This window comes from Leeuwenhoekiella sp. A2, from assembly GCF_047946655.1.
GTDB lineage: Bacteria > Bacteroidota > Bacteroidia > Flavobacteriales > Flavobacteriaceae > Leeuwenhoekiella.
Genome location: NZ_CP172311.1, coordinates 22,645 through 48,058 on the forward strand (window position 1 = coordinate 22,645; position 25,414 = coordinate 48,058).

The window sequence follows — 25,414 nt, forward strand, 5'->3', positions numbered from 1 at the left end:
CAGTTTTTATAGGATAGCTATATCCTTTTTCGACAGGTCAAGATTCTTTTGGCCACTCTTTTACATTCCAAAAACTGAATTAAATCCTTAACTTTTATGATCAATAAAATCATCGCTTTTTCCATTCGGAACAAGCTTATCGTGGGACTGATGGTACTCGCACTCGTGGGAGTGGGCGTCTATTCAATGTCCACCATTAACCTGGGCGCACAGCCCGATATTACCAATAACCAGGTACAGGTTATCACACAATCGCCCAACTTGGCCACCGAAGACATCGAGCAATTTGTAACCTATCCCGTAGAGTTGGCGATGGCCAACCTACCGGGCGTTAATGAAATACGCTCTGTCTCCCGTTTTGGACTTTCGGTGGTGACCATTGTATTTAAGGACGATATGGGTACCTATCTGCCCCGCCAACTGGTCTCTGAAAAACTCAACGAAGTCAAATCCGAGATCCCCGAACAGTTCGGTAGCCCCGGAATGGGGCCGATCACTACCGGACTGGGGGAAATCTATCAATATACCCTTAAAGCCAAAGAAGGCTACGAGGACAAATATTCCCCTACCGAGTTGCGGACCATACAGGACTGGATCGTAAAACGCCAATTGGCCCTAACGGAAGGTGTTGTGGAAGTCAATGCCTTTGGCGGAAAGATCAAGCAATATGAAATAGCTATCGATCCCGCCAAATTGAACGCGATGGATGTAACAATGACAGAAGTCTTTGATGCCCTACAGGAAAACAATGTGAATACCGGGGGCGCTTACATCGAAAAGAACAAAATGGCCAATTTCATCCGTGGGGAAGGTTTGGCACGTTCGCTGGACGACATCCGCCAGATCGTGATCAAAAACGAAAATGGCCTGCCCATTTTAGTGAAAGACGTTGCCGAAAAAGTACATTTTGGGAGCCAGGTGCGCTACGGTGCCTTTACCCAGGATGGCCACGAAGCCGTTGGCGGGGTGATTTTAATGCTACGGGGCGATAATCCAAATGCAGTGGTAAACACCGTTAAACAACGAATAAAAGAAGTGCAAAAATCGCTACCGGAAGGACTCAAGATCGTTCCCTTTTTAGATCGAAGTGAACTCATAGGAAGGACTACGGCAACTATTGAAAAAAATCTTGTGGAAGGCGCTTTGATCGTCATTTTTGTACTAGTCTTTTTATTGGGAAGTTTCCGTGGAGGCTTGGTTACCGCTTCGCTAATACCTCTCTCGCTCTTGTTCGCCTTTATTTTGATGAAAGCTTTTGGGGTCTGGGCCAACCTGATGTCCCTCGGGGCGATCGACTTCGGTATCATTGTCGATGGTGCCGTGATCATTGTAGAGGGAACGGTACACGAGATTGAAAAACGGATCAAGGCCGGGAAACAGAAATTTGACCAGCCACAAATGGACGAAGTGGTCTATGACGCAAGTAGTACCGTAATGAATTCAGCCTTTTTTGGGCAGATCATTATCCTAATCGTATTTACCCCCATTTTATTCCTGACCGGGGTCGAAGGCAAGATGTTCCGCCCTATGGCCTTTACTTTTGGCTTTGCCGTGCTCGGCGCGATTATCCTTTGCCTTACGTATGTTCCGATGATCACATCGCTTACGATGAAGCCGGCCACTAAAAAGAAAAACTGGTTCCATAAAGTGGAAGATAAAATCTCGGGCTTCAGTAACGGGATGATGACGCGAATCAACAACGGTTATCGGCCTGTTATCCTAAAATCCTTGAACCACCGCATTATAATTTTAGTGGTTGCGGTCCTATTGTTGGGAGGTGCCGGATTTACCTTCAGCAGAATGGGCGGGGAATTTATACCGAGCATCGATGAAGGGGATATCGCGATGCAGGCGCTTTTTAGGCCCGGAAGTGCATTAAGTGAATCGATTGAAACCTCAAAGAAAATTGAAAATATTATTCTTGACAACTTCCCCGAAGTGGAAACAATGATAGCTAAAATTGGGGTCGCTGATATCCCCACCGACCCGATGCCGATGGATATTGCGGACACCTACATTATTTTGGACAAGAACAAGGATAATTGGACTTCGGCGGAAACAAAAGAGGAATTGATAGAAAAAATCAAAGAAAAATTATCGGTCGTTCCCGGGGTCAACTTCGTTTTTAGTCAGCCCGTGGAACTGCGTTTCAACGAACTGCTTACGGGTGTTCGGGAAGATGTGGCCATCAAATTATACGGTGAAGATCTGGATGTTTTAACTGAAAAGGCCGCACAAATGGCCAATATCATCAAAACGGTTCCCGGTGCGGGTGATGTAAACCTGGAGGCCACCTCGGGACTGCCGCAGATGACGGTTCGTTTTAACCGAAGAAAAGTAGCCCAATATGGTTTGAATATCCAAAAACTCAACCAATATGTAAGTACCGCTTTTGCGGGAAGTTCCGCAGGGGTCATCTTTGAGGGCGAAAAGCGCTTTGATATGGTGGTGCGTTTGGATGAGGAACATCGCCAAAGCATCGATAATCTAAAAAACCTCTTGATCGACCTGCCCGGCGGAAACCAGATCCCCATAAAAGAGGTGGCCGATATCAGTTACCGGCCAGGCCCGATGCAGATTTCCCGGGACAATACCTCCCGAAGGATTTACGTAGGGGTGAACGTACGGGGCCGGGATGTAGAATCAATGGTGCACGATATCCAGACAAAAATGGATGAGCAATTAGACCTGCCGCCCGGCTACCATATTGAATACGGCGGTGCTTTTGAAAACCTGCAACGGGCGAAAGACCGTTTAATGATCGTAGTGCCCATCGCCCTGGCACTTATTTTCCTATTGCTCTATTTTGCGCTGGGCTCTTTCTCACAATCCATTATGATCTATATGGCCGTGCCTCTAGCAGCAATTGGGGGGATTTTCGCGCTTGCCATACGTGGGATGCCCTTTAGTATCTCCGCGGGAGTTGGTTTTATCGTACTCTTCGGGGTAGCGGTACTGAACGGGCTGGTGCTCATCAGTAGGTTGAATTCATTAAAAGAAGAAGGGGTTATGGACATACAGGAACGTATTTTAATAGGGACACAGGAACGGATCCGTCCCATTTTATTGACGGCTTTGGCCGCGATAATGGGCTTTTTCCCGATGGCACTTTCCCACGGGGCGGGTGCTTCGGTACAGCGGCCTTTGGCCACGGTGGTCATTGGCGGATTGATAACCGCAACCTTGCTTACGCTGATCGTTGTGCCCATTTTGTACAGTTTTGTGGAAAAAACGGGAAAAAACAACAACGGAAAATCGGGTAAAGTTGCCATAAACCCTGCCCTGATCGCCGTTTTATTGGGTCTTGGATCAATGGCCATCCCGGCAAGTGCAAGTGCGCAAACGCTGGATAGCCCCCAGCAAAATGCGCCCCGACAGGACAGCCTGAAAGTTGAACAAGGGTTTACCCCAATTTCTTTACAGGACGCAGTAGAAAGGGCCCAAGCGAACTATCCCAAATTGAAAGCGGCCCAACTGGAAGTCGAGAACCAGGAGGCCCTGAAAAAAACCGCCTGGGATCTTGGGACCACCCAAATTTTTACCGGTGGCGAAGAACTGCCGGACAATGGTACAAGCGATGAAGGTATCTATCAAACCATTGGCGTCCAGCAGCAGAATATCGATGTGTTCAGTATCGGTGCCAAAAATAGGGTGCAAAATGAGAAAATTGCCCTAAGTGAAACGGCACTCGATCTAACCTCCCTTCAAGTGGAACGGGAAGTGAGCAAGGCCTGGGGTGATGCCTACACTTCCAAACGGAAGTACCAATTGTATGTGGAACTCGATTCCATTTTTAGCGATTTTGAACGGGCGGCGCGTATCCGTTATGAGACCGAGGCTTCCTCGAAGCTGGAATATTTGGCCGCCACCAATCAGGCCCGGCAGGTAAGCCTTCAGAAAATGCAGGTATATCGGGATTATCTGGGCAACCTGCAGAGACTGAACCTTTGGCTGGTAAGCGATACGCCCTATACCGTTGCGGATGCAGGTGTAGATGAAATGGACACGCCCATACTACAGCGCAAGGATTCGATTGTGAGCCACCCGATGCTGCAATATTATGAGCGGCAGATCGAGGTGGCCGATGCCGAGCGTAATCTCAGCACCAAAGCGTTTTTCCCAAAGTTCAACGCACAATATGGGCGGCAGAAAATTGCGGGACAGAACGGATTTTTCAACTTTCAGGTTGGGATTTCCATTCCGCTCTTTTTCGGCCCTGAACTGGGGCAGGTGCAATCGGCCAAAATACAAACCCAGATTGCGGAGCAGAATTTTAAGGAAAAACAGCTTCAGGTCAATTCAAAATATCAGGACCTGCAACAGGACTATCTAAAATGGCTGGAGTCTTGGCAGTATTATGAACAGGAAGCCCTTCCGCTTGCCAAAGAGCAACGGGACGGGGCGGTTTTTGCCTATAAAGAGGGGGGTATCGATTATACCACCTTTCTGCAAACGGTACGCGACGCCATAGGCATCCAGAGCAAGTCCTGGGACGCACTTAACAATTATCTGAGATCAAAATACGAACTGGAATTTTTCCTCAATTCCGCTAAACAATAAAGACAGAAACTATGAATTTCAATATAAAATCGATTTTTTACGCAGCCCTGATCCTATTCAGTTTAAGTTCCTGTAAACAGGAAAAAACCGCTGAAAGCGGGCAAGAAGACCACAACGAAACAGCTTCTGCCGAAAATGGTGGCGAGCATCAGGAAGAAAGCGCAGGCTTGGAAGGTAAAAAACTGCACCTGTCCCAACAAAAGTTTGAAGCGATGGGATTGAAGGTGGACAGCCTGCCCACCAAAAGCCTGACAGGACTTGTGGAGGCGAATGGCCAACTGGAAGTGCCCCCGCAAAATGAAGCTGCCGTTACCGCCATTATTGGGGCCAACGTGACGAGCATAAAGGTCATCGAGGGCGATAAGGTAAGCAAAGGGAGCATTCTGGGATATTTGAGCCATCCCGATCTTATCAAATTGCAGACCGATTATTCCAATGCCTATAACCGGATGAACTTTTTAAATAAGGAATATGACCGTCAAAAACGCTTGTACGATGCCGAAGTGGCTTCCGGAAGAAAATTTCAGGAAACCGAATCGGAATACAACAGTATGAAGGGGATGGTCAAGGGACTGGAATCCCAATTACGCTTATTTGGGGTTAGTCTGGACCGCATTAGGAACGGGAATGTATATAGCCAAGTTCCCGTGGTAAGCCCAATCAACGGTTATGTGGAAAAAGTGAATATCAAGGTAGGGCAGTTTGTACAACAACAGACCGAAATGTTCGAGATCGTGAATACCGAACATATCCACGCCGACCTTATGGTATATGAAAAGGACGTCAGCAAGGTTAAAGAGGGACAGACGGTGGAATTTAATATCGAATCCCTTCCCGAATCCGATCTGAGTGCAAAAATTTATTCAGTAGGGAAAACATTCGAACAGAACCCCAAAGCGGTTCACGTACACGCCGAAATCGAGAACAAACAAGGCAATCTGTTTCCGGGGATGTACCTTACGGGTAAGATAGCCGCTTCCGAAAACAAGGTGACCGCGCTCCCCGAAGAGGCGATCATTACCGAGGATGGCGAGCCATACATTTTTACAGCCAAAAAAATGAACGAAGGTGGCGAGGAAGAATGGACGTTGAGCCCTTTAAAAGTCGTAACCGGTCAGGCAGATGATGGCTGGATGGAGATCAAATTGCTACAGCCGCTGGAAAAAGGGCAAATGGTAGTTTGGAACAAGGCCTATTACCTGATCTCGGAAATGAAGAAAGGCGAAACAGGTCACGACGATTAAATTTGATATTTTATAGCCGGGCTTGCCAAATACTGTTTGTCAAGTGGTTAGTAAAGAGTTTGGTAAGTCCGGTTTTTTAATACATTTGATAGTATAACCGATAAAATTTAAAAAAATGAAAGAAATAAAAGCATTTATAAAGCCCAACAGGGTACAAAAAACAATTGAGGCATTAAGTGATGCCGGATTTAAAAGTATGACCCTATCCCAGGGCGAAGGTACGGGCAAATTCAAGGCTAAAGGAGCTTCCCCATCTTTGGATTTTCATATTACCGATAGCCCGGTGGTCAAACTGGAACTGGTGTGCCAAAACGAAGAAGCGAAAAGTGCCATTGATATTATCTTAGAAAACGGGAAAACGCCGACCCCTGGTGACGGGATTATCTATCTGAGTAATGTAGAGGACGCCTTTCAAATCAAAACGGGAAAATCGATAAAGCAACCCCAGAAATAAAACCCATCTAAGATGAGCGACATTGAAAAACTTCTAAGTAGTCATAAGGTACGTCCCACGGCGATGCGCATCTTGATATACAGGTTTATGGATAAAATGGAAAGGGCCGTAACGCTGACCGAGATTGTGAACGCTTTTGTAAAAGCTGATCGTGCCACATTGTCCCGTACCATTAAAACCTTTGAAACCAACGGAATTGTGCATCAAATAGACGATGGCACCGGCATACCCAAATATGCCCTCTGTGAAAGCGGGTGCAATTGTGAAGTAGATCAGGATCTGCATATTCATTTTCATTGTACCAACTGTGATGAGACGATTTGTTTGACCGATCATAAAATACCCCACATTAACCTGCCGGAAGGATATATGGCCGAAAATGTCAATTTGGTTGTTAAAGGCATATGCGAAAAATGTAGTGCCGTTTAATTTTCAACGATGAACAAAGCCGAAAAAATACTCAAAAGTAAAGGGATTAGGCCCACGGAAATGAGGTTAGCTATTTATAAATACCTCAATAGAAAGTTTTATGCCGTAACCCTGAAAGAAATAGAAACGGCTTTTATCAAAAAAAGTGATAACAATAAAACTGCGGATAGAACAACAATTTATAGAACCCTAAAACTATTTCAAGAGAAGGGCGTAGTACATCAAATAGATGTGGGAACAGCAATCGCCAAATATGCGGTCTCCAATGAAGAAGGTTTGGATTTGCACCTACATTTTCATTGTACCCATTGTGGCAACACATTCTGTTTGCCCGATAAAGTAAACCCAGATAGCTTGCCTGATAAGTACGGAATAAACGATGTGAATTTGGTTTTAAAAGGCGTATGTACAAAATGTAAAAAAAGCGGAAGCCTTTAAAGATAGGATCGGTGAATCAGATCAAAAAAACAAGTAGGATGATACACATTATAAATTTGAAAAACGAAAAGAATATTTTGTTAGAAATTAATCAGGTATAAACAAGAAACCGGTGGAAAATTATTCAAACATTTTGATTTATGGTGCTATTGCCCCAATTGCGCTATTGGTGGGTGGAATCGTTTCCATTTTAAAAAAGCCAAACGCCCAGGTGCGGAGTGCTATCCTGCATTTTGCCGCCGGAGTGATTTTCTCGGTTGTTTCAGTTGAAATTCTTCCAGAAATTATGAAGAAGCACGACGTACCGGAAATTGCCATCGGTTTTGGGGCAGGTGTACTTTTAATGCTGGGGATACGGTACTTTTTAGAACCCAAAAAAGGGCAAAAGAACAAAACCGGGTTTCCCACAGCTTTTGTACTGATAATCGCAATTGACTTGTTGATCGACGGGGTGCTTATGGGCATTGGCTTTGTGGCCAATCAAGAGACCGGGATTTTTTTAGCGGTGGCAATTTCTGTGGAATTGCTTTCATTGGGAATGGCCACCTCAATCACTTTGGGAAACGCTAATATCAACAGCAAAAAAACAATAGTTACCATACTTGGGCTATCTATTCTGGTTTTTGGAAGCACGCTATTGAGTGCTGCCCTATTGGCGGGAGTTTCGGCAGGTTTTCTGGAAATAATTTTGGCCTTTGGATTGGCGGCCTTATTGTATCTAGTTACAGAAGAATTGTTGGTAGAAGCGCACGAAGGTAGGCAAACCATTTGGTTGACCGCTGCTTTCTTCGGAGGCTTCTTGTTGTTTATGCTACTTCCGGGAGGTTGATGAAATACCTCACGAAGGCCTCCCTAATGAATATGAAGTAGCTAATATAAATCTGGTTTTAAAACGGAGGTGGAAAAAGGAAAAATTTGCCATATCGTTCAAAATAATAACGCAATAAGATGGACTCGATGTTCGAAGATTTTAAAACTGATCTGGATTCCCTGAATCCCCCTGTTAGGAAAAAGGCATTGGAAATTGCCGAGCAATTGGTGTTAAATGAAAATTATACGGAAAAAAAAGCTATCGCCGAGGCTATCAAACAAGCTGAAGAATGGTTTTACGATTTAGAAGGATAAAAAAACAATCTATATGTTACAGATAATCGAATTACAAGAAAAAAATATCATTGCAACAAAAGCTTCGGGCAAATTGGGAAAAGAGGATATAGAAAAAATCCATCCGCTTATCCACGCCATACTCGACAAGGGAATGAAAGTTCGCTGGTATTTTGAAATGGAGGATTTTACGGGCTGGGATTTTCCCGGATTATGGGAAGACCTGAAAATGGACACGGCCCACGCAAAAGATTATGAAAAAATAGCGATGGTGGGCAACAAAAAATGGCAGGATTGGATTACCCAATTTATGAAACCATTTACGAACGCGGAGATCAACTATTTTGGTTTGGAAGATAGGAAAACAGCTAAAAAGTGGATAAAAAAATAAAATAGATAATTATGGCACACGATCATTCACACGGTTCACAGAACTACGGAAAAGCTTTTGGCATAGGCATAGCCTTAAATACAATTTATGTTGCAGTAGAACTCTACTACGGATTTGTGGCAAATTCTTCCGCGCTCTTGGCGGATGCAGGCCACAACGCGAGCGATGTTTTCAGCCTTATACTGGCGTGGGCGGCCATTAAAATAGCCACAAAAAGGCCTTCAAAAAGATATACCTATGGCTTACGGAAAACGACCATTCTAGCCTCGATGATCAATGGCGTCATCATTATTGCCGCGGCCGGATTGATTGCGTGGGACGCCATCCAAAAATTTCAGGACCCGGCAGAGATTTCCGGCAATCTCGTGATGATCGTTGCGGCCATTGGCCTAGTGGTAAACACCGGTACGGCTTTCCTATTTTGGAAAGGTTCAAAAGGCGATCTGAACATACGCGGGGCATTTTTACATATGGCTGCCGATGCCGGGGTAACCTTAGGAGTGCTGCTTGGCGGTCTGGCCATTAAATACACGGGCTTAACGTGGATAGACCCTGCGCTTAGTTTGGTCATTGTACTGGTCATTTTATACAGTGCCTGGGGACTTTTGAGGGACTCCGTAAAAATAGCCATCGATGCCGTTCCCAAAAACATCGACATCGATGAAGTGGAAAAATTCTTAATGGATATTAAAGGGGTCGAAGAAGTGCACGATCTGCATATCTGGGCGATGAGCACCACGGAAACCGCACTTTCTACCCACTTGGTCGTTCCCGATGGGCACGAGGATCAGTTTATCTATGATATTCGGGAACAATTGCACGATAAATTTGAAATAACGCATACCACCCTGCAAATCGAAAAAGAATTTGGGGACAAAGAATATAAACCCTATCAAGGTTTGGAAGAATAAAATCACGATGAAGAAAAAACAAAATCTAAGGGATATCGATACCCAGAAACATTCCAGCGGACATAGCCACGCCCGCCAGCTGCGGCTGGATGATGGCAATAATCATAACAGTCCAAAAAAGACATCAAAATTTAAGATTTACCTACCCGCTATTTTCAGTTTTGTAATGCTGATTGCGGGTATTGCCATCGATTTTTTCGATGCCTTCCCATTTTTCAAGGGTTGGGTTCGAATAATTTGGTACGTTGTAGCCTATATTCCCGTTGGGTTTCCCGTTATTATTGAAGGTTGGAAAAGTATAAAAAACGGCGATTTCTTTACCGAATTCCTTTTAATGTCAATCGCAACATTGGGGGCATTTGCCATAGGCGAATATCCCGAGGGCGTGGCCGTGATGCTTTTTTATGCGGTCGGCGAACTTTTCCAAAGTGCTGCAGTCAAAAAAGCGAAAGGTAATATAAAGGCTCTTTTGGATGTGCGACCCAATGAAGCTTTGGTATATCGTGACGGCGATTTTGTTTCCGTCAACCCCGAAACGGTCGAGGTTGGTGAAAAGGTTCAGGTACGTGTGGGCGAGAAAATCCCTTTGGACGGTAAACTGTTGTCAGCAAAAGCTTCGCTCAATACTGCTGCCATTACCGGCGAAAGCAAACCCGATACCATTTCAAAAGGAGATAAGGTTTTTGCCGGAAGCATCAATCTCGATGGGGTAATCGAAATCGAGACCACAAAAGAATTCAAGGACAGTTCCATTGCCCGTATCCTTGATCTGGTACAGAACGCTACTGCCCGTAAATCAAAAACTGAATTGTTCATTCGAAAATTCGCGAGGGTGTACACCCCCATCGTGGTATTCCTTGCTATTGGACTGACCTTCTTACCCTATCTATTTGTCGAGAATTACATCTTTGAAGATTGGTTGTACCGTGCCCTAATCTTCCTTGTTATTTCTTGTCCGTGCGCCCTGGTTGTTTCGATTCCATTGGGATATTTCGGCGGCCTTGGTGCCGCATCCCGAAATGGAATATTATTCAAGGGAGCATCCTTCCTCGATGCAATGACCAAAGTAAACACGGTGGTAATGGATAAGACCGGAACGGTTACCAAAGGCGTGTTTAAAATCAAGGATGTTGTCAATAATGATGCTTTCCCGGAAGCGGAATTTATGAAATATCTGATGGCGATGGAAGAACAGTCCACTCATCCCATTGCCCAGGCGATATTGGAATATAAGGCCGAAGGTGCGGATTTTGAAGCTTCCGAAGTATCCGAGGTTGCCGGAAAAGGCTTGAAAGGCACCGTAAACGGTAAAACCGTTTTAGTGGGTAATGAGGCACTAATGACCTCAAACAATATCAGCGTTCCTAAAGAAACTGAAAGCATTGTAGAATCTATTGTAATAGTTGCCATAGATAGTCATTTTGCAGGCTACGTAACCATTGCCGATGAATTGAAGGAAGATGCCCACGAAGCAATCGAACAAATCCGTAAAGCGGGGATATCGAGAATCATAATGCTTTCTGGCGATAAGGATTCCATTACCAAAGAGGTTGGTAGGGAAATGGGCGTGGATACTGCTATGGGCGGATTGTTGCCCGAAGATAAGCTCAACGAGGTGGAGCGGCTTCAAAAAGAAACCGGCACTACGGTGGCTTTTATTGGCGATGGCATTAACGATGCCCCTGTACTTGCAACCAGCGATGTAGGTATGGCAATGGGGGGCTTGGGAAGTGATGTGGCCATTGAGACCGCAGATGTCATCATCCAGACCGACCAGCCTTCTAAAATTGCCCGGGCCATTAAGATTGGCCGATCTACAAGAAAAATTGTGTGGCAGAATATTGCCTTGGCATTTGGTGTTAAAATTGCCGTTATGATCTTAGGTGCTTTCGGAATGGCTACAATGTGGGAGGCCGTATTTGCCGATGTTGGCGTAGCTTTTTTGGCCATCCTCAATGCAATACGTTTACAGAAAATGAATTGGAAATAGTACAACAAAATGTCTCAAAGTAGAAGAAATAGAAGAAAGAAAAAAGTTCAAAAACCAGCTAAGAACAAAATCACAAAAAAAGATAAAGTCAAGGGAATTATTGTACTTGTCCTTCTGGTCATAGCCTCATTTCTGCTTTACTTTTTTGTGCTAAAAGGGAATATTCATAAGCATTGATTGTATTGGTAGTTATAACTTAAAAAAATGAGTTTTTATTTTTTTTAAGAAAAATCAAAAGTTTGAAAAACCCCGAGGGAGGATGTTGTTTCCAAGTTATTGAATAGAAACATATAATGAAATAATCCTGTCAAAAGATTAAAAAAATGTTAATACCAACTAAAATTCTTAAATTTTCGTAAATTTGCATTAATGAAAAAAATCTTCAATAAAATAGTATCTATTTTAATGGCATCTATTGTGCTGTTTACTACAATGTCGTTTGCGGTAGATATACATTATTGTGGAGATTCATTAGTTGATTTTTCTTTATTTCATAATGTCAAGACCTGTGGAATGGAGAATCAACAACCTCAAAAAAGCTGTGAAAAAGGTTTCTCCGAGAAACCTTGCTGTTCTGATACACAAATAGCAATTGATGGTTATAATGAATTAAAATCATCATTCAACAACCTAACTTTTGAGCAACAAGCTTTCGTTGCCACTTTTTTCTATACTTACATTAACCTTTTTGAGGGATTGGATGAAAATGTCATTCCTTTTAAAGATTACACGCCACCCTATCTCATAAGGGATGTGCAAGAATTAAACGAGACCTATTTAATTTGATTTTAAACAGTTCCCGATAATTATCGGGAAAATTAGCCCTGTGGTTCCTACCATTTTGGGCTCATTTTGTTGTGTTTAATTTTCTGATACCATCAGGATTTTATTCAATGTATAACTGTTTAATTATCAATACCTATGTTAAATAAGGGTATAAAATTCCTCATAGAAAATAAACTTATCGCTGTTCTTATGCTTACGATCTTCGTAGGCTGGGGCATCGTTAACGCCCCTTTTAATTGGGACACTGGTTTCCTTCCCACAGACCCCGTTGCCGTAGATGCCATCCCTGATATTGGCGAAAACCAGCAAATCGTATTCACTAAATGGGAAGGACGTTCCCCACAGGATATAGAAGATCAGATCAGCTATCCGCTAACTACTAGTTTGTTGGGTATTCCCGGGGTAAAGACCATCCGCAGCTCCTCAATGTTCGGCTTTTCCAGCATCTATATTATTTTTGATGAAGACGTTGAATTTTACTGGAGCCGGAGCCGTATCCTTGAAAAACTCAATTCTCTGCCCAGCGGCTTGTTACCGGATGGTGTAAACCCAAGTTTGGGCCCAGATGCTACCGGATTGGGGCAAATATACTGGTACACCTTAGAAGGGCGAGACAAAGATGGAAACGTGACCGGCGGTTGGGATTTACAGGAACTGCGCAGCATTCAGGACTATTATGTGAAATATGCCCTTTCCTCTGCTAGCGGGGTTTCAGAAGTAGCCTCCATTGGAGGGTTTCAAAAGGAATATCAAATAGATGTAGATCCAGAAAAGATGCGGCAATACAACATTGGTCTGGGCGATGTCGTAAGCGCAATAAAAGAAAGCAACAAGGATATTGGTGCGCAGACGCTTGAAATCAACCAAGCGGAATATCTGGTGCGTGGTTTGGGTTATGTAAAATCGGTGGCCGATATTGAAAACGCAGTGGTCACTTCCAAAGATTATACCTCAATAAGGGTGAAGGATATTGCCCGAGTAAGCCTGGGACCCGCTCCCCGTCGCGGAATATTGGACAAAGAAGGTGCCGAAGTGGTCGGCGGTGTTGTGGTAGCACGTTATGGCGCAAACCCGATGGAGGTCATCAACAACGTTAAAGACAAAATAAACGAACTGAGTTCGGGCTTACCTTCCAAAGAATTGAAAGACGGCCGTACTTCTCAACTTACCATTGTTCCGTTTTATGACCGGACGGAACTAATAAACGAAACTTTGGGTACGCTTGATGAGGCCTTGACCCTTGAAATATTGATAACGATATTGGTCATTATCGTGATGGTCTTCAATTTACGGGCATCTATACTTATTTCGGGACTGTTACCGGTGGCCGTATTGATGGTCTTTATTGCGATGAAGCTCTTTAATGTGGATGCCAATATCGTTGCGCTGTCGGGAATTGCGATCGCCATTGGTACTATGGTGGATGTCGGCGTGATCCTCTGCGAAAATATTATCAGGTATTTAGATGAAGAAGAGCTGCGGGTATTGAACGGTGAAACAAGACAACCCATCAACACGCTCGTCTATAACGCTACTGCCGAAGTTTCAGGGGCGATTGTTACAGCGGTGCTTACCACTATCATCAGTTTTATTCCCGTATTTACAATGATAGGGGCCGAAGGGAAATTATTCCGCCCATTAGCCTTTACCAAAACGATGGCACTTACCGCTTCCATTATTGTTGCCCTGTTCCTAATTCCTCCCTTTGCCGCATTCTTGTTCAGAAAAAAGAGCATTCGGAAAACAACCGGTCATATCATAAATGGTCTTTTGATGCTCTTGGGGATTACTGCCATTGTCTTTGGATATTGGTTAGGCCTAGTTCTGATAGCCTTCGGAATCACAGGTTTTTTAAAGGACGATAAAATTGCATCGAGGGTTTCGGACAGATTGTGGCTTTCTGAAAAACGGACAAATGTTGTTAATATGATTATTTCAGCAATAGCAATCATATTTCTTTTGGCGGAATATTGGCGTCCCTTAGGCTTTGACCGTAGCATTTTGATCAACCTCCTTTTTGTAGGGATTATCTGTTTTGGTCTTTTGGCGGCTTTTTGGGTATTTAAACATTTTTATTCCCGCATTTTAAAGTGGGCTTTGCGCAATAAAATATTGTTTTTGTGCATCCCTACCACCGTTTTTGTTCTGGGTGTTTTAATAATGACCAATATCGGCAAGGAATTTATGCCCTCACTCAACGAAGGTTCGTTCCTGTTAATGCCTACCTCGCTGCCACACGCTGGGGTAGCGGAAAATAAAAGGGTATTACAACAACTGGATATGGCCGTTGCAGGCATCCCCGAGATAAAAACCGTAGTAGGGAAATCTGGACGTACCGAATCGGCACTTGATCCCGCACCCCTGTCGATGTACGAAAATATTATTCAGTATAAATCGGAATATATGGAGGATTCTGATGGAAGCCCCCAACGCTATAAAGTGAACAAAGATGGCTTTTTTGTCCTGAAAGATGGCGGCTTGGTGACCAATCCCAACAATGAGGTTAGAAATTCTGAAAATTACAAAGAAGCTAAGATTGAAGATCCGTTCCTTATTGATACAGAAAGTCTAATCCCCGATGAAGATGGGGAATTCTATCGCAACTGGAGGCCGGAAATACAATCCCCCGATGATATCTGGAACGAGATTGTAAAGGTCACCAAACTTCCCGGCGTCACTTCGGCACCCAAGTTACAGCCCATCGAGACCCGTTTGGTAATGTTACAGACCGGGATGAGGGCACCAATGGGAATTAAGGTAAAAGGGCAGGACCTGAAACAGATAGAAGCTTTTGGTTTAAAATTGGAGGATATCTTAAAACAGGCGGAAGGCGTAAAAAAAGAGGCCGTTTTTGCAGACCGCATCGTGGGCAAGCCTTATTTATTGATCGATATAAAAAGGGAACGCCTTGCCCGGTATGGTATTTCCATTGAAGATGTACAGCAGGTGCTTCAAGTGGCCGTGGGCGGGATGCCTTTAACGCAGACCGTGGAAGGCAGGGAACGCTACGCCGTTAGGGTACGGTACCCCAGGGAACTTCGTGGTAATGCAGAGGATTTAAAAGATATTTATGTTCCTGTCTCCACTGGAAACCCGGTGCCCCTTGGGGAATTGGTTGATATCCGGTATGAAAAAGGGCCACAGGTAATTAAAAGTGAGGATACATTTTTGGTAGGCTATGTCCTCTTTGATAAACTGGATGGCTTTGCGGAAACAAACGTGGTGGAAAATGCCCAAGCCCTTATCCAACAGAAGATCGATAACGGCGAACTGACCGTTCCCAAAGGGATAAATTACAAATTTACGGGAACCTATGAAAACCAGATCCGGGCAGAAAAAACCTTATCGATCGTAGTCCCGCTGGCGCTCATCATTATCTTTTTGATTCTTTATTTTCAGTTCCGTTCTGTATCAACATCGTTAATGGTATTTACAGGGATTGCGGTGGCTTTTGCAGGCGGGTTTATAATGATCTGGCTGTATGGGCAGGATTGGTTCTTCAATTTCAATTTCCTAGGGGAAAACCTGAGGGACCTTTTCAATATGAAAACCATCAATTTAAGTGTGGCGGTTTGGGTAGGTTTTATTGCCCTGTTCGGTATTGCGACCGATGACGGCGTGGTTATGGCCACCTATCTCACCCAAACTTTTGATAAAAATGAGCCAAGCGACAAAGCGGCCATCCGGGAATCTGCATTGTTCGCCGCTCAAAAACGCATCCGTCCCTGCCTGATGACCACGGCGACAACCATACTTGCTCTTTTGCCTGTTTTAACTTCCACCGGCCGGGGAAGCGATATTATGATCCCAATGGCCATACCAAGTTTTGGCGGGATGATTATTGACGTTACCTCCTATTTTATTGTACCCGTATTATTCAGTTGGAAAAAGGAAGCTGCGCTTTCGCGGAAGCAGAAAGCAATAAGAAGCAATTCAGGAAAAACCAAAAACAGTTCTAGATGATGAAAAAAAGAGCCTATAAAATCGTGTTGATACTTATTGGTGTTTTGTGTGGAGGTTTTGCCGAAGCACAACAACTGGAATCCTACATTCAGGAGGCAGAATCCAACAACCCGGATATTCAAGCCTATAAGTTACGGTACAACATTGCGGAAGAAAAAGTGAACGAGGTAAACGAGCTTCCCAATACCGAATTTGGGGCAGGCTATTTTATAAGTGAGCCCGAAACCCGTACCGGGGCACAGCGTGCCCGTTTTTCGGTGAAACAGATGCTGCCCTGGTTCGGGACGATTACCGCAAGAGAAAATTACGCTTCTTCAATGGCTGATGCAGAATACGTGGAAATTGCCATTGCCAAACGAAAATTGGCCCTTTCTGTTTCTCAATCCTATTATCAACTATATGCCATTACCGCCAAACAGCAGGTTTTGGAGCAAAACATCCAATTGCTCGAAACCTACGAAAGTTTGGCACTTACTTCGGTTGAAGTTGGGAAGTCCTCCGCAGTGGATGTACTGCGGTTACTGATCAGGAAAAATGAATTGGAAAAGCAAAAAGAAATTTTGGGAGAAGATTTTTTGGCTGAAAAAGCGCAATTCAATAACCTTTTAAACAAGGACGAAAAATCACCAATATCGGTAGTAGATACGATGTTTGTTCCCTTAGAAAGCACCAACTTTTCTTCCGAAGGTCTAAAACTTCATCCAGAGATTTTAAAATACGATAAGTTGTTTGAATCGATAGCACAATCGGAAGCGCTCAATCAAAAAGAGAGCCTGCCCAACATTGGTGTGGGGCTGGATTATATACCCGTTGCCGAACGCCCCGCGATGAATTTCAGCGACAACGGAAAAGACATTTTGATGCCTATGCTGTCCATATCCGTTCCCATATTCAACAATAAATACAGCTCGATCACCAAGCAAAATGAATTGAGGCAGCAGGAAATAAAAGCACAAAAACAAGACCGCTTAAATAAATTGAAGACCCTTTTTGCACAAGCCGTTCAAAACCGAAATTCAGCAAGGATAAGCTATGCAACGCAATTAAAAAATTTAAAGCAGGCCAATGATGCCGAAGATATTTTAATGAAATCCTATGAAACTGGAACGATAGATTTTAATGATGTACTGGATATTCAGGAACTGCAATTAAAGTTTCAGATGAACCAGATTGAATCCATCAAAATGTATTTCGTGCAATCTGCAATAATCAACTACTTAACCAAATAAAAGATGAAAACAACACTCTACATAAAAAATATGGTCTGTGATCGCTGTATCAAGGTTTTAAAAAACGAATTGAAAGATGAAAGCATTAAAGTTTTAGACGTAAAATTGGGAGAAATAACTGCCGATATTCAAACCAATAAAGAGAAAAAGACAATAAGAAAAGTAGTGGAATCGAACGGGTTTTACATTATAGATGGCGAAAATTTCAAGCTGGTTGAACAAACAAAATTAATATTGATCAACCTGTTAAAAAAGTTACCGTTAGCCGGAAATGAGAAGCTTTCTGAGATACTTTCAAAAGAAATACACCACGACTATTTCAAAATAAGCAAAATATTCTCCTACAATGAGAAGATCACGATTGAAAAATATTTCATCAAACTGAAGATCGAAAAAGCAAAGGAGCTTATTCATTATAAGGAACTCAATTTTACGGAAATAAGTCAGCTTTTAAATTACAGCAACCTAACACATTTAAGCAACCAATTTAAGACCGAAACAGGAATGAGCCTCACAGAATATAAAACAATGGAAAAAAATTTTAGGAATTCATTAGACCAAATTATATAAGTATAAACCAAAATTATTAAACAATAATTTTAAAGTAAACAATATTTTTAAGTTAAAAATTTCATTAATGAAAAAACTACTGATACCATTTTTGGCAATGTTAGCGCTTACTAACATACAGGCACAAACCGCCAATGGTTCCGAAGAGAACGTAGATAATTGGCCCGTACACGAATATAATCTAACTATCGATTACGAAACTGTAAATTTTACGGGGAAAGATGTAAAAGCGATGACTATAAATGGAGGGATCCCGGGGCCTAACCTGGTATTCACCGAAGGGGAATTTGCGGTAATCAACGTAACCAATAAAATGGATGAGGAAACATCCGTCCATTGGCACGGGATGATTTTGCCCAATTTTTATGATGGTGTTCCCTACCTTTCTACACCTCCTATTCGTCCAGGGGAAACGTTTCAATATAAATTTGCCATTAAGCAAACCGGAACGTACTGGTACCACTCCCATACCGGATTACAGGAACAACGGGGCGTTTACGGCTCCATCCAGATCAACCCAAAAGAAAAAACCTTGGACTATGATAAAGATTTGGTCTTGGTGCTATCAGACTGGATGGACGAAGATCCTGCCTCGCAGCTTAAAAACCTAAAGCGTGGGAATGAATGGTACTTGATCAAAAAAGGGCAAATCCAAAGTTGGGATAAGATTATAAAGAAAAAAGCAGTAGGTGCCAAGCTAAAAATGATTTGGCAACGGATGCCGGATTTCGCTATATCTGATAATTTCTATGAAAACTTTTTTATTAACGGTGCGGTCAAAAATGAATATCCAGACTTTAAACCCGGGGAAAAGGTGCGGTTGCGGTTTGTCAATGCTTCGGCAGCTTCTTATTTCTGGTTAACCTTTGGTGGTAAAGACCCGATGTTGGTGTCTGCCGACGGGAAAGACGTTGTACCCGTTAAGCACAATAAAACCCTAATTGGCGTGGCCGAGACCTACGATTATATTGTCACCATTCCTGAAAATGGCAAACTCGAAGTTCGGGCAATGGCACAGGACGGTTCTGGTTTTGCCACTGCCTATTTAGGGCAAGGCCGCATTCTAAAAGCTCCAGTAGTTCCCAAACCCGATCTTATCGAAAATATGAAAAGGATGATGGCAATGGATATGAAAATGGGAGCACCCGCTTCAAAATTCAATCCTTCAAAAAACGATTCTATAAAAGTGATGAAAAAATACAGTATGGATATGGGGGGAATGAAAATGGACGGTATGGATATGAAGGATGATGATATGAAGGACAAAATGGAAAAAGGAAAAATGAAGGGAATGAAAAAAGACTCCACGAAGATTGCACAAATGGATCATTCTAACCCGCCTGCCGGCAAGGCAGGAATGGATATGAAAAATGGGGAGATGAAAAAGGATACCATTAAAGATATGGATGAAATGGAGATGAAAATGGGCTATGTTGTCCCTGCCGATAAGGTTATTGGCGATAATATGAAAACTGGCGGAAATCCCCAGTTCAATTATGATTATTTGAAATCTCCCGTAAAAACCACTTTTGAAGGGGACAAACCCGTAAAAGAGATGCTTTTTAACCTGACGGGCAATATGAACCGGTATGTCTGGAGCATCAACGGTGTACCACTTTCGGAAACCGATAAGATCAAGATCAAACAAGGGGAAGTAGTACGTATCACACTCAACAACCTTACGATGATGCACCACCCAATGCACCTGCACGGGCATTTCTTTAGGGTGCTGAACAAAAATGGGGATTATTCACCGTTGAAGCATACCGTGGATGTTCCGCCAATGAAAAAAGTAGTAATCGAGTTTGATGCGAACGAAACGGGGGATTGGTTTTTCCATTGTCACATTTTATACCACCTGAATGCGGGTATGGCCCGTGTCTTCAGTTATGACGGACCACGCGACAAACGCCTTAAAGGATATCCGCTGACTAAATTGACCAACGAAGCCGATCACATATTTACCTGGGGTGAATTGACAGCTGCAAGCCATATGACGGAACTTTATGCCACGGCCACCAATATAAGGAACCAGTTCACTTTTCGTGGTGAATATGGATGGAACAAGAATATGGAGGTTGAAGCCACCTATGAGCGATACCTTAATGATTATTTCAGGGTATTTGGTGGTGTAAACGTTGAAAACGAGCTGGATGATAGTCTGGATGAGATCAACACCACGGCCATAGGTGGAATCCGATATTTAATGCCGCTGCTTATCAATGCCGATCTTAGGATAGACAGTAAGCTACGACCACAGATTAGCTTTTCTAAAGCCACGATGATCTTTCCCCACGTCCTACTTTATGGGGAATATGAATATCAAGCTGATTTTGGCTGGGTCAATGATTTTGAACCCGGAAGGGATTATGAGAAAGAAACTACTTGGCAGGTGGGCCTTGAATATATTTTGGGAAGGAACTTTTCCCTGATGGGTAGTTATGATAACCGTTTTGGTGTTGGCGGCGGACTTTCCGCAAGATTTTAAAATTAAAAGTTATGATGTACGAATGGGATTGGCTGATTTTATTAGGGGTAGTAGTCCTTTGCATATTTATTTATGCTGGTAAGAAGAAAAAAAAGACCAAAAAACGAAAGGATGCCATAAAAATTTTGGATGAACGCTATGCCAAGGGTGAAATTTCCAAAGAAGAGTATTTAGAGCATAAAGAAATCCTACAATCAAAAGATAAAGGCGGTTAAAATGAAAGGCCCTTAATTTACAATTAAATCAATTATTAATTAAATTTTAAACACTATGAAAAATTCAAATTTGATCGAAGCATTGAACAACTGTATTGCGCATTGTAATTACTGCGCAGATGCCTGTCTGGATTCAGATGACATCAAAATGATGGTAGATTGTATCAGAACTGACAGGGCTTGTGCCGAAGTATGCAGCGCAACTGCAAAGCTGCTTGCCGCAAATTATTCAGATGCTAAAGAAATAGTGGAATACTGCCATAAAACCTGTAAAAAATGTGCTGATGAGTGTGCGAAACACGATGCCCAGCATTGTAAAGACTGTGCAGACGCGTGTAAGAAATGCGCTGATGCCTGTGAAGCTTATTTAAGCTAAATGTAATTAATAATCTTCCCCTTTAAGTAGGGGAAGATTATCATAAACCCAGTTCAAAAGAAACCCTAAAAAGAGGGATAAAAATTAAGTTTTCAAAGAACAATTAAAAGAATATCAAGATGAAAAAATTAAAGATTACAATGAGAATTTTAACAATGGCATTAGTTGCCCTAACCACAATGTCCTGTAAGGACGGAAAAAAAGACGGAGCCACAGCACCAATGTCTGATGAAATGCATCAGGAAGATGCCGGGTCTGAAATGATGGCCGATAATTCAAGTAATGCAGGTTCATCCGCAATTATCGCCAATTACATTAAAATTAAAAATGCCCTGGTAGCCGATAATCAAGAAGATGCAGCTGAAGCAGGCGGGATGCTGATGGCTGACCTTAAAGATTTTGATAAAAGCAAATATTCTTCAGACAAGCAGCGCGAGTTGACTGATATCATTGAAGACGCCACGGAACACGCGGAACATATTTCAGAAAGTCCTATGGAGCACCAGCGTGAACATTTCGATATTTTGAGCAAAGATATGATCGATATGATAGCGATAACAGGAACAAGTAAAAAGCTATATCAGGATTTTTGCCCGATGTACAATAACAACAAAGGTGCGCAATGGTTGAGCAGTACCGAAGAAATCAAAAACCCATATATGGGCAGCAAAATGCCGGGTTGTGGAAAAATGCAGAAAGAGATCAATTAATTGAAAATTTTTAAGACTATAGCGTGGATCTTACTGATTGCATTTGTGGGGATCCAATTTTTCCCCACAGAGCGCAATCAAAGCGAGGCCGAGTATGCTACCGATTTTATGGAGGTGAACACGGTGCCGCCGATGATACAGAATAAGATAGAGGTATCTTGCTATGATTGCCATAGCAACAACACCAAATATCCTTGGTACAATAAGGTACAGCCGGTGGCCTGGTTTCTTGAAGACCATATTGAAGAAGGGAAAGACGAACTGAATTTCAACGAGTGGGGAGATTATTCCGACCGAAGAAAAAATAGCAAACTTCGGTCGATTATCAGTCAGATTGAAGACGATGAAATGCCGCTGGACTCCTACACGTTTATTCATAGGGATGCAAAATTTTCTGAATCGAAAAAAAAAGACATCTTAAAATATATGACCCAGCTTAAAAATAAGCTGTAAAGTTTAAAATTTAAACGGTGTTCAAAAAATGAAATAAATACAATTATACCCGAAAAAAGGAAAGAGTTTTTTTCATTGATTGGTTAGTTAGAACTTTCCTTTTTCGGGGATGGTAATAAAGTCCTGTTAGGGAAGGGTATTCTTAATTTAACCCTTTAAAAAGTCCCTTCCCTTGGCAGGCACAAAAAAGAAAGCCGATGAAAGATTGTTGTAAAACGGGAAATGAAAGAGAACAAAAGAAAAGTGGCTTTAAAAAATGGTTCAACTATATCATTTATGGAATTGTAGCCATTATCATTATTGGTGCTTTACTGCTCCAATTAAGTGGAAACTAATTAAAAACCATAGAAATGAAAACAAGACAACTATTTCTTACCATAGTGATGTTAGCTTATGTTGGGATTTTTACAATTGCGTTTGCCGCAAATAATTCCACAAGTTTAGATACAAAGACGGAAATAAAAGATGAGAAAGCCCTCGAAACTAGGGGTGTAAGCAATTCTGTTCCCACCTTACAAAACGACTCAGAAGCTAGTTTGGACGAATTCCCCAATCTGCACCCCTTAGTGGTTCATTTCCCCATAGTACTTTTGCTTTTGGCCGTTGTATTGCAATTAATACAACTGTTTACAATGAACCGGACAATTGATTGGGTGGTATTGCTAACAGTTGGAGCAGGATTTATAGGAGCTTATGTGGCCGGTAACTTTGTACATCCCCATACCGAAGGACTTACCGAAACCGCAAAAAAGGTATTGGAACAGCACGATAAGTATGCAATGTGGGCGATGTGGTCCAGTGCTGCGGCCGCTCTATTCAAACTTGTTAGCCTTTTCTGGTTTAAGCAAAAAAGATGGTTTGAGATTTTAGTGTTTTTGGTACTAGCCTTTTCAGGGTATTCTGTTGGTTGGGCTGGGCATTATGGCTCCCAATTGGTTTATATAGAAGGTGTGGGACCACAAGGCAACTATCTGGGTAATGAAGCCGAAGAAGGTCACGGAGGGCATTCCCGTTAAAAACAAAAAGATGAGAAAAGTATTTTTAATTACAGCCTTGTTTATGGTTATAGCATTAGCGGGATTCATTGCTTGGTTACCCAAATTATGGTGGGTAGCTTTAATTACCTTGCCTTTATTAGGATTGGGCTTTATTGATTACTACCAAAAATCTGATAACATTAAGAGAACATATCCACTTTTAGGCAGAATTACAAATCTCTTGGAAGAGCAACGCCACGTAGTTCAAGAAACCCTCTTGCTCAACCGTACCGAAGGGCAACCTTTTACTTGGATTCAAAAAGAAATTGTTTATAAACGAGCCGCAGGCGCTAATAAGAGCCAACCTTTTGGCACACAATTGTCTTATGAAAAATTAGGACGGGAATGGTTTTTACATTCAGCCTTTCCTTCTACAAATATTCAGGATGATTTCAGAATAACTATTGGAGGCCCTAAATGTAGTAAACCATATAACGCCAGTATTTTAAACCTAAGCGGGATGAGTTATGGTTCCATTAGCAAAAACGCTACCCTGGCCTTTAATGGAGGTGCAAAAATAGCAGGATTCGCACAAAATACAGGGGAAGGTGGAATAACACCCTACCATCAGAAATACGGTGCTGATCTTATCTTTCAATTCGGCACAGGATACTTTGGGTGCAGAAATGAGGAGGGAAATTTTGATCCTGATAAATTTACTAAAATAGCACAGAATGATCTGGTAAAAATGGTCGAGATAAAAATTTCCCAAGGAGCAAAACCTGGTTTTGGAGCCATACTTCCTGCAAAAAAAAATACAAAAGAAATTTCAACGTACAGGGAAATAGAAGCTCATACTGAAATTCATTCTCCTGCCAATCACAGTGCCTTTCGAAATACTAAAGAGTTAATTGTATTTGTTAAAAAATTACGAAAACTTTCCAATGGTAAACCAATTGGCATCAAGCTCTGTATAGGGCAAAAAACTGAGTTTGAAGCAATGGTAAAGATATTTGTCGAAATGCAGGATTATCCAGATTTTATAGCCATTGACGGCGCTGAAGGCGGTTCAGGTGCGGCTAATATGGATTCTTTGCATTGGGGAGGGACTCCCTTGCAAGAAGCGTTGCACTTCGTAAATAAAACCTTAATTAAGTTTAATCTACGAGAACATATTAAAATACTTGCAGCAGGAAAAATCATATCCTCTTTTGATCTATATAAAACCTTGGCCCTAGGAGCTGATGCTTGTTATAGTGCACGAGGAATGATGTTCGCACTTGGGTGTGTACAATCATTAAAGTGCAATCTGAATACCTGTCCCACAGGGATTACAACTATGAATCCCTCGAGGGTAGCCTCATTAGTTGTGGAGGATAAGAAAAACAAAGTAGCCAATTATCATAAAAACACCATTGAAGGCTTAAGGGAAATATTGACCTCAATGGGATTAAAAGATAGAAAAGGAATCTCTAAAGGAAATATTTTCAAAAGAATAAGTGAAACCGAGATTAAATCTTTTGAAGATATTTTCAATCCTCAAAATTAATATCATAGTTGATTGATGAGTGACTCTAAAGACATAGAATATAAAAATGATTTTTATATCCAGCTTTTAAAAAAAGCATTACCAACTATAGTAATCATTACAGGTTTTGCAATTTTGAGTCTTTGGCTTCTACCGCAGTTTAGAGATTCCAAATGGTTGTCTAGGTCAATCCTAATATTTGCGTTCATTAAGACATTTTTTATAATAAGGCTATCTTTTAACCAATTAATGAAAATAATCGGTCAAAGTCATTTATTGAGCCATATTCTTATTTTATTCGGGCTACTTATAACCCTTATTATCTTTTCATTCGCCCTAGATTTTACTTCGCTTCAATTTTTTGATGCTAAAAATTTCAAAGTTAGTTCTGAAAAAGGAATGAGTGATTTTAAAATTTTTTATGAACACCTCTATTTTAGCACCATAACTTTTTCTTCGATTGGCTATGGAGATATTGTGCCTACTTCTGTTCTTTCCAAGGCTTTGGTAATGTTAGAAGTTGGGCTGAGGTTTTTTGTACTTGTATTCGGGATCGCCAATATTAATCAAATACGTATAAACGAAAATAAATAAGATA

Annotated in this window: 22 protein-coding genes; all 22 read left to right on the forward strand. The window is 42.0% G+C overall.

The window, feature by feature from the left end; translation table 11 throughout:
- Nucleotides 1-96 precede the first annotated feature (96 nt).
- The 22 genes from ACH3PA_RS00120 to ACH3PA_RS00225 all read left to right on the forward strand — a co-directional run bounded on the left by ACH3PA_RS00120 (nt 97) and on the right by ACH3PA_RS00225 (nt 25,410).
- Nucleotides 97-4,560 (forward strand): CusA/CzcA family heavy metal efflux RND transporter, encoded by a 4,464-nt coding sequence (locus ACH3PA_RS00120; protein WP_416441718.1) that lies wholly within the window; start codon nt 97-99, stop codon nt 4,558-4,560.
- Between the two features lie 11 nt (nt 4,561-4,571).
- A complete protein-coding gene (locus ACH3PA_RS00125) occupies nt 4,572-5,804 on the forward strand; it encodes an efflux RND transporter periplasmic adaptor subunit (protein WP_416441716.1) in 1,233 nt (410 codons plus the stop codon).
- Between the two features lie 115 nt (nt 5,805-5,919).
- Nucleotides 5,920-6,258 carry a P-II family nitrogen regulator gene (locus ACH3PA_RS00130; RefSeq protein WP_416441714.1) on the forward strand — a complete coding sequence of 113 codons (339 nt, stop codon included), beginning with the start codon at nt 5,920-5,922 and terminating at the stop codon, nt 6,256-6,258.
- A 12-nt stretch (nt 6,259-6,270) separates the two neighbouring features.
- The gene (locus ACH3PA_RS00135; RefSeq protein ID WP_416441712.1) at nt 6,271-6,687 is read left to right on the forward strand and encodes a Fur family transcriptional regulator; all 417 of its coding nucleotides are present in this window, start codon (nt 6,271-6,273) and stop codon (nt 6,685-6,687) included.
- Nucleotides 6,688-6,696: 9 nt separating this feature from the next.
- Entirely contained in the window at nt 6,697-7,125 is a 429-nt protein-coding gene (locus ACH3PA_RS00140) for a Fur family transcriptional regulator (RefSeq protein ID WP_416441710.1), read from the forward strand.
- Between the two features lie 112 nt (nt 7,126-7,237).
- Entirely contained in the window at nt 7,238-7,954 is a 717-nt protein-coding gene (locus ACH3PA_RS00145; protein WP_416441708.1) for a ZIP family metal transporter, read from the forward strand.
- A gap of 128 nt (nt 7,955-8,082) precedes the next feature.
- The gene (locus ACH3PA_RS00150) at nt 8,083-8,250 is read left to right on the forward strand and encodes a hypothetical protein (RefSeq protein ID WP_416448341.1); all 168 of its coding nucleotides are present in this window, start codon (nt 8,083-8,085) and stop codon (nt 8,248-8,250) included.
- A gap of 13 nt (nt 8,251-8,263) precedes the next feature.
- Complete coding sequence (locus tag ACH3PA_RS00155) at nt 8,264-8,620, forward strand: STAS/SEC14 domain-containing protein (RefSeq protein ID WP_416441704.1); 357 nt, start codon at nt 8,264-8,266, stop codon at nt 8,618-8,620.
- Between the two features lie 11 nt (nt 8,621-8,631).
- Nucleotides 8,632-9,531 carry a cation diffusion facilitator family transporter gene (locus ACH3PA_RS00160; RefSeq protein ID WP_416441702.1) on the forward strand — a complete coding sequence of 300 codons (900 nt, stop codon included), beginning with the start codon at nt 8,632-8,634 and terminating at the stop codon, nt 9,529-9,531.
- 7 nt (nt 9,532-9,538) lie between these two features.
- Complete coding sequence (locus ACH3PA_RS00165) at nt 9,539-11,521, forward strand: heavy metal translocating P-type ATPase (protein ID WP_416441700.1); 1,983 nt, start codon at nt 9,539-9,541, stop codon at nt 11,519-11,521.
- 369 nt (nt 11,522-11,890) lie between these two features.
- Nucleotides 11,891-12,307, forward strand: a complete 417-nt coding sequence (locus ACH3PA_RS00170) for an HYC_CC_PP family protein (protein WP_416441698.1) — start codon at nt 11,891-11,893, stop codon at nt 12,305-12,307.
- Nucleotides 12,308-12,442: 135 nt separating this feature from the next.
- A complete protein-coding gene (locus tag ACH3PA_RS00175; protein WP_416441696.1) occupies nt 12,443-16,270 on the forward strand; it encodes an efflux RND transporter permease subunit in 3,828 nt (1,275 codons plus the stop codon).
- Nucleotides 16,270-17,499, forward strand: a complete 1,230-nt coding sequence (locus ACH3PA_RS00180) for a TolC family protein (protein WP_416446706.1) — start codon at nt 16,270-16,272, stop codon at nt 17,497-17,499. Before ACH3PA_RS00175 ends, ACH3PA_RS00180 begins: the two co-directional genes overlap by 1 nt.
- Nucleotides 17,500-17,502: 3 nt before the next feature.
- Nucleotides 17,503-18,069, forward strand: coding sequence for a helix-turn-helix domain-containing protein (locus ACH3PA_RS00185; protein WP_277899745.1), 567 nt, complete (start codon nt 17,503-17,505; stop codon nt 18,067-18,069).
- A 67-nt stretch (nt 18,070-18,136) separates the two neighbouring features.
- Complete coding sequence (locus tag ACH3PA_RS00190) at nt 18,137-20,557, forward strand: multicopper oxidase domain-containing protein (protein WP_416441694.1); 2,421 nt, start codon at nt 18,137-18,139, stop codon at nt 20,555-20,557.
- A gap of 11 nt (nt 20,558-20,568) precedes the next feature.
- Nucleotides 20,569-20,772 carry an SHOCT domain-containing protein gene (locus ACH3PA_RS00195; RefSeq protein ID WP_416441692.1) on the forward strand — a complete coding sequence of 68 codons (204 nt, stop codon included), beginning with the start codon at nt 20,569-20,571 and terminating at the stop codon, nt 20,770-20,772.
- 55 nt (nt 20,773-20,827) lie between these two features.
- Complete coding sequence (locus ACH3PA_RS00200) at nt 20,828-21,148, forward strand: four-helix bundle copper-binding protein (protein ID WP_416448342.1); 321 nt, start codon at nt 20,828-20,830, stop codon at nt 21,146-21,148.
- Between the two features lie 119 nt (nt 21,149-21,267).
- Nucleotides 21,268-21,858, forward strand: a complete 591-nt coding sequence (locus ACH3PA_RS00205; RefSeq protein WP_416441688.1) for a DUF3347 domain-containing protein — start codon at nt 21,268-21,270, stop codon at nt 21,856-21,858.
- A complete protein-coding gene (locus tag ACH3PA_RS00210; protein WP_416441686.1) occupies nt 21,859-22,311 on the forward strand; it encodes a heme-binding domain-containing protein in 453 nt (150 codons plus the stop codon).
- A 350-nt stretch (nt 22,312-22,661) separates the two neighbouring features.
- Entirely contained in the window at nt 22,662-23,327 is a 666-nt protein-coding gene (locus ACH3PA_RS00215) for a DUF2231 domain-containing protein (RefSeq protein WP_416441684.1), read from the forward strand.
- A gap of 10 nt (nt 23,328-23,337) precedes the next feature.
- Nucleotides 23,338-24,837: an FMN-binding glutamate synthase family protein gene (locus ACH3PA_RS00220; RefSeq protein ID WP_416441682.1), complete on the forward strand. Its 1,500-nt coding sequence runs from the start codon at nt 23,338-23,340 to the stop codon at nt 24,835-24,837.
- A gap of 15 nt (nt 24,838-24,852) precedes the next feature.
- Complete coding sequence (locus ACH3PA_RS00225; RefSeq protein WP_416441680.1) at nt 24,853-25,410, forward strand: ion channel; 558 nt, start codon at nt 24,853-24,855, stop codon at nt 25,408-25,410.
- Nucleotides 25,411-25,414: the final 4 nt, after the last annotated feature.